Source organism: Providencia sp. 2.29, from assembly GCF_015832305.1.
Lineage (GTDB): Bacteria > Pseudomonadota > Gammaproteobacteria > Enterobacterales > Enterobacteriaceae > Providencia > Providencia stuartii.
This window is the reverse complement of record NZ_CP065420.1, coordinates 4,541,592-4,547,792: the sequence shown is the minus strand read 5'-3', so window position 1 is coordinate 4,547,792 and position 6,201 is coordinate 4,541,592. Positions and strand designations below refer to the sequence as shown.

Here is a 6,201-nt window from a genome sequence, read left to right as displayed (position 1 = left end):
GTGGACTCCCCTAAACAAGATCAATGAAACAAAAGAAGTACGGATTAAACAAAGAATTTTTTACTGGCCGCTTTTTTATGCAAGCGCCAGAGAAGTCAAAGTGATTCATTTTTACTCATCGTATTTTTCCGATCCGCAGATCAGAAACGTGACCAGAGATCATACCGTAAAATTGGCAAGAGATCTTCATTCTTTTACACAGTTTTTATGCTTTTTATCCACAGGTAATTGTGGTAAGACATCGCGATTAGAGGAGAACCCTCTTGTTTGATCTCGATCATTTGCTATTTTTCCACAAAGCTGGGGATAACTTTAGACGATTTATGGAAAATTTTCTCTAAGGATCAAAAAATATTTTTAGATCGGCCGATGATCCTTGCGCTTTGAGGCGGAGTCCGTATAATCTTCCACCCTGTGTACTGCATTGAAGTGATTTTCACGATAGACCATTTCGAGGTAAGTTATGAAAATGGCGCTTCATTCGCTGTTGCAGCATATGTCAGCAAACCTGTCAGCCAGGCTATAAATAAAGTGGTTTGATTGCGTCATTTCATTGACGTGACCCCCTATGTTTTATTACAATCCTGCCTCTTTCTATATTGTTGCGATAGAGGCACAGGTGTAAATCAGTTTCCACTGGTTGCCAACGCGTTTACTGAATCAGTAATAAATTTTAAAGTTAGGTAGAAATCGTTATGAAACGCACTTTTCAACCGTCCGTACTGAAACGCAACCGTTCACACGGTTTCCGTGCTCGTATGGCCACTAAAAATGGTCGTCAGGTTCTGGCTCGCCGTCGTGCTAAAGGCCGCGCTCGTCTGACCGTTTCATCTAAGTAATAAAGCTAGCCCTCTATTCAAGTGGTTACGCTCGCTTTTACCCGGGAGTTACGTTTGTTAACTCCCAGGCACTTCGATAATGTCTTTAAGCAGCCGCAGAGGGCGAGTTCCCCAGAGATAACAATCCTTGGTCGCCTAAACGAGCTGGGGCATCCCCGCATCGGTCTCACCATCGCCAAAAAAAATGTTAAACGAGCTCATGAGCGAAATCGTATTAAGCGATTAGCCCGTGAATATTTTCGTTTGCATCAACATGAGTTGCCTCCCATGGATTTTGTGGTATTGGTAAGAAAAGGGGTTGCTAATCTCGATAATCAACAAATAACGGAAACATTGGGTAAATTATGGCGTCGACACTGTCGCTTGGCTCAAAACTCCTGATTGGGTTGATTAGGGGATACCAATTGGCAATTAGCCCACTGTTAGGGCCTCGTTGCCGTTTCAATCCAACTTGTTCAAATTATGGAATTGAGGCATTGCGCAGGTTTGGAATGTTAAAAGGTAGTTGGTTAACGGCGAAACGCGTATTAAAATGCCACCCTTTACACGCTGGTGGAGACGATCCTGTTCCGCCTAAAAAAAACGATGATAATAGAGAATTATAACGATGGATTCGCAACGCAATCTTCTACTCATCGCTTTGCTATTTGTTTCGTTCTTAGTATGGCAGGCCTGGGAAAGCGATAAAGCTGCTCAGGATCTAAAAACTGTCCAAACGACACAACAAACAGATATGCCAAGCAGTGATTCCCAAGCTGTTACAAGCAGTGGGCAAGGTAAGCTAATCACAGTGAAAACGGATGTGTTAGATTTACGCATCAATACTCGTGGTGGTGATATCGATGAGGCTGACTTGTTAGCCTATCCTGCAACCCTTCATTCGGAAAGTCCCTTCCGTTTACTGGAAACTACACCCGATTTTATCTATCAGGCACAAAGTGGTCTGATTGGCCAACATGGCCCAGATAACCCAGATAATAGCAATGGTCAACGCCCTGTTTATAGTGTGGAATCATCAAGTTTCATTCTTGCGGATGGCCAAGATGAGCTACGTGTTCCGATGACATTCACCGACAAAAACGGTGTGGTTTATCAAAAAACCTATGTGTTGAAACGCGGCCACTACAATGTTGATGTTGAATACAATATTCAGAACCCAACAGCGCAAGCTTTGAACCTTGCCTTCTTTGGTCAGTTAAAACAAACTATCCAACTACCAAAAGAACGTGATACAGGTAGCAGCAACTTCGCATTACATACATACCGTGGTGCAGCCTATTCTTCAGATGAATCTAACTATAAAAAATATAGCTTTAGTGATATCGAAGATAAAAAACTCAATGTCACCACTAAAGGTGGTTGGGTGGCGATGTTGCAACAATACTTTGCAACCGCGTGGGTTCCTGCAAGTAATGAAAATAGCACGTTCTACACCATCGACCTTGGTCAAAAAGAGGCGATTATCGGTTATAAGAGCCAACCATTAACGATTGCTGCTAATGGTGCTGGTACTTATTCATCGACGCTATGGGTAGGCCCTGAAATCCAGTCAGAAATGGCTGAAGTGGCACCTCATTTAGACTTAACGGTTGATTATGGTTGGTTATGGTTTATCTCTCAGCCACTGTTCAAGCTGTTGAAATTTATTCACGGTTTTGTCGGTAACTGGGGTATTGCTATCATCATCATTACCTTTATCGTCCGTGGTATTATGTACCCGCTGACTAAAGCACAGTACACCTCAATGGCGAAAATGCGTTTATTGCAACCAAAACTGGCGGCAATGCGTGAGCGTATTGGTGATGACAAACAGCGTATGAGCCAAGAAATGATGGCGTTGTACAAAGCAGAGAAAGTCAACCCACTAGGTGGTTGTTTACCGCTGCTTATCCAAATGCCAATCTTCCTTGCTCTTTATTACATGTTGATGGGTTCTGTTGAACTACGTCATGCACCATTCTTTGGTTGGATTCAGGACTTGTCAGCACAAGACCCATACTACATCCTGCCAGTGTTGATGGGTGTGACTATGTTTGTTATTCAGAAGATGTCGCCAACAGCCGTGACCGATCCTATGCAGCAGAAGATTATGACCTATATGCCGGTCGTCTTTACTATCTTCTTCCTGTGGTTCCCTTCTGGTCTGGTACTGTACTACATCGTGAGTAACTTGGTGACCATTATCCAGCAGCAGATCATCTACCGCGGTCTGGAAAAACGTGGTCTACATAGCCGTGATAAAAAAGAGAAGAAATAATAGAGGTCTTGGGTAAGCAAGAAGCTTATTTCAGGATATAGTATTAAGGCGGCCATTCATGACCGCCTTAATTTTTTATAGGAATGACAGAGAGACATCATGCAAACCAACGATACGATTGTTGCACAGGCAACACCTCCCGGTCGTGGTGGGGTCGGTATTTTACGTGTATCAGGCCCAAAAGCGGCTGTAGTTGCTCAAACTGTGTTGGGTAAGCTACCAAAACCGCGTTATGCGGATTACCTACCTTTTCGTGACGTCGATGACACCGTACTGGACCAAGGTATTGCCATTTTTTTCCCCGGCCCTAACTCATTTACAGGGGAAGATGTTCTAGAACTGCAAGGCCATGGTGGTCCTGTCATTCTTGATTTATTACTTAGACGTATTTTGACGATTGATGGGGTGCGTATTGCTAACCCAGGTGAGTTCTCTGAACGTGCATTTTTGAATGACAAATTAGATTTAGCACAAGCTGAGGCGATTGCAGATCTGATTGATGCAAGTTCAGAGCAAGCCGCCCGTTCGGCAATGAACTCGTTACAAGGGGCATTTTCAGCACAAATCCATCAAATGGTCGAAGCATTGACGACATTACGTATTTATGTCGAAGCTGCCATCGATTTCCCTGATGAAGAAATTGATTTTCTTTCTGACGGTAAAATTGAAGCCAAATTGGATGACGTGATAGCGGATTTAGAGCGAGTGCGCTCAGAAGCTCGCCAAGGCAGCTTGTTGCGTGAAGGGATGAAAGTGGTGATTGCGGGTCGTCCTAATGCAGGGAAATCGAGTTTATTGAATGCGTTAGCAGGTCGTGAAGCAGCGATTGTGACTGATATTGCAGGAACCACACGTGATGTTTTGCGTGAGCATATTCATATTGATGGTATGCCATTGCACGTGATTGATACAGCGGGCTTACGTGAAGCGAGTGATGAAGTTGAACGTATTGGTATTGAGCGAGCATGGAAAGAGATTGAACAGGCAGACCGAGTTTTGTTTATGCTTGATAGCACCACCACGGATGCGACAGAGCCTCAAGAAATTTGGCCTGAATTTATGGCACGCCTGCCAGAAACATTGCCTGTTACTGTGATCCGCAATAAAGCGGATAAAACAGGTGAAAAAATTGAGTTTGTTGAAGATGTTCGTTACCCATTAATTCGCCTATCTGCACGTGAAGAGAAAGGGATTGATTTGTTGCGCGATCACCTAAAAGAGACGATGGGTTTTAATAGTAATACCGAAGGTGGTTTTTTGGCTCGTCGCCGTCATCTACAAGCCCTTGATGCAGCGGCAATGCACTTAGCGCAAGGTCATGAGCAATTGGTCGTTGCTCGCTCCGGTGAGCTACTTGCAGAGGAGTTGCGCCTTGCACAGCAAGAGCTGAGCGAGATCACCGGTGAATTTACATCAGATGACCTGTTAGGCCGTATTTTCTCCAGTTTCTGTATCGGCAAGTAAAAATTTGCTTAGCTAAAAGTTGTGGCAGCTTGCTATCTTATCAGCAAGCTGCTGTCAATCTATCGCCGTTAGATCTGTTAACTGGTTATAAAACTGAGACTTCACAGGATATGCATGACGATCGGTGAATACAAAAGGTATCTTTACGGCGGCTAATGAGGTCTGTATTGTCAATAGTCACCCAATTCGGTGACAGATGTTCACTATTTCCTGCATATAAACTATTGGCAAAAAGCCAAAGGGTGCCTTAGGATAATTTTCCAGTTTTCTTTTTGAGCCAACTCTCTTTTAATCGTAATGAGTACAAATTTTTCATTAGGAAAATTTTTTTGCACTCTGCCATCAAAGGGATTGCGTGAAAACCAATGAAACGGAACATAGCTATCTAATTGATGTTTTTTTCTACCTTCGATGATCTCTTTGTCTGCAATATCATGAAATTTCTTAATGTCTACTCTTGGCTTTAAGCCCTCAATCAATATATTTCTTATATTTTTCAAACTAGTAAGATGATATATTAGCTTTTTTGTTTTGATATCATTCATATAGTATTCCTTTGATTATTATAAAAATAATATAATTAGAGTGTTAGTTTAATTATTTCATCTAATTATCAAGAGAATATCGCAATATATGGCAAAGAGCAGTGATAGTGCTAACATCATTAAGAAATACTTATTATTTGGATGATGTCTGCTTAACGTTAATTTTGTCTTAATCCTTCTTGTGATTTTTCTTTTTATAATGTCGAGCTAATTTTAGTCATAGGTTATATTCATGAGCATTAAGCTTCCTACCAATATACACATCTACAATTTTGTACAGCGACCTGACCTTATCGATGAATCCGATGAACTGCTGGATAAATTATGGCCAGAGTTTATGAGCCAAACTGCTGTTTGTGATGAATATTGGCAAGTATTGTATGAAGAGCCGAATGCACAATTTCAGTTTTTAGCTGTCGCGAATGTGGATGGAAAAGAGAAGGTCGTCGGTGTCATTAAAGCGATCTCCTTTCTATGGCCTGATGAAAATCTGACAAAACTGCCTGATTTTGGTTGGGATGATATTTTCAATTTTGCGGTTGAGAATAAACAAGGTGAAGATCGCTATATTTCTGCATTATCAGTGACGATTGAGCCTGAATATCGTGGTTATCAAATTCCAGCACTACTGATTAATGCGTTGAAAAAAGCGGCTGTAGCGTATGGGGCGAAGGCGGTTGTTGTTCCTGTACGACCCACTTTAAAGCATCGTTATCCTCTACAATCATTTGACGATTATTGTGCATGGAAAAATACACAAGGGGAGCCTTTTGACCCTTGGATACGCACACATTGGCGATTAGGGGGTAAAATTTTACAGCCTGTATATCGTTCTATGGTGATTGCTGGCACCATTAAACAATGGGAGTCATGGACAGGCATGCGTTTTATGCAGTCTGGCCAATATATTGTACCGCAGGCGTTAGTTCCCGTTAATATCGATACACAAGCTCAATGGGGCGAATATATCGAGCCTAACCTTTGGATGTTGCACTCTCTGGGAAATGAATAAAGGGAGTGCTATGTAAATGTTTATGCATGCCATACTATTTTTAATGTTAGGACGTTGATATTTTTCTTTTTTAATTGTTTATTT

The 6,201-nt window shown here is 41.9% G+C and carries 7 protein-coding genes; 6 read left to right on the top strand and 1 reads right to left on the bottom strand.

Features of this window, described 5'->3' with window-relative positions; all coding sequences use genetic code 11:
* Positions 1–695 precede the first annotated feature (695 nt).
* The 5 genes from rpmH to mnmE all read left to right on the top strand — a co-directional run bounded on the left by rpmH (position 696) and on the right by mnmE (position 4,560).
* The gene (rpmH, locus tag I3B46_RS21630) at positions 696–839 is read left to right on the top strand and encodes a 50S ribosomal protein L34 (protein ID WP_004906236.1); all 144 of its coding nucleotides are present in this window, start codon (positions 696–698) and stop codon (positions 837–839) included.
* A 21-nt stretch (positions 840–860) separates the two neighbouring features.
* Positions 861–1,220 carry a ribonuclease P protein component gene (gene rnpA, locus I3B46_RS21625; RefSeq protein WP_004924110.1) on the top strand — a complete coding sequence of 120 codons (360 nt, stop codon included), beginning with the start codon at positions 861–863 and terminating at the stop codon, positions 1,218–1,220.
* Positions 1,184–1,444: a membrane protein insertion efficiency factor YidD gene (gene yidD / locus I3B46_RS21620; protein WP_014657163.1), complete on the top strand. Its 261-nt coding sequence runs from the start codon at positions 1,184–1,186 to the stop codon at positions 1,442–1,444. The genes rnpA and yidD overlap by 37 nt, the downstream gene beginning before the upstream one ends.
* Before the next feature lie 2 nt (positions 1,445–1,446).
* On the top strand, positions 1,447–3,096 hold the full coding sequence (gene yidC, locus I3B46_RS21615) for a membrane protein insertase YidC (protein WP_004924116.1): 1,650 nt from the start codon (positions 1,447–1,449) through the stop codon (positions 3,094–3,096).
* Between the two features lie 99 nt (positions 3,097–3,195).
* The gene (gene mnmE / locus I3B46_RS21610) at positions 3,196–4,560 is read left to right on the top strand and encodes a tRNA uridine-5-carboxymethylaminomethyl(34) synthesis GTPase MnmE (protein WP_004924119.1); all 1,365 of its coding nucleotides are present in this window, start codon (positions 3,196–3,198) and stop codon (positions 4,558–4,560) included.
* 221 nt (positions 4,561–4,781) lie between these two features.
* On the opposite strand, the gene I3B46_RS21605 is transcribed toward mnmE, so the two are convergent.
* A complete protein-coding gene (locus tag I3B46_RS21605; protein WP_060560777.1) occupies positions 4,782–5,105 on the bottom strand; it encodes a DarT ssDNA thymidine ADP-ribosyltransferase family protein in 324 nt (107 codons plus the stop codon).
* A 232-nt stretch (positions 5,106–5,337) separates the two neighbouring features.
* Here I3B46_RS21605 and I3B46_RS21600 point away from each other — a divergent pair, with 232 nt between their 5' ends.
* A complete protein-coding gene (locus I3B46_RS21600; protein WP_036942445.1) occupies positions 5,338–6,117 on the top strand; it encodes a hypothetical protein in 780 nt (259 codons plus the stop codon).
* Positions 6,118–6,201: the final 84 nt, after the last annotated feature.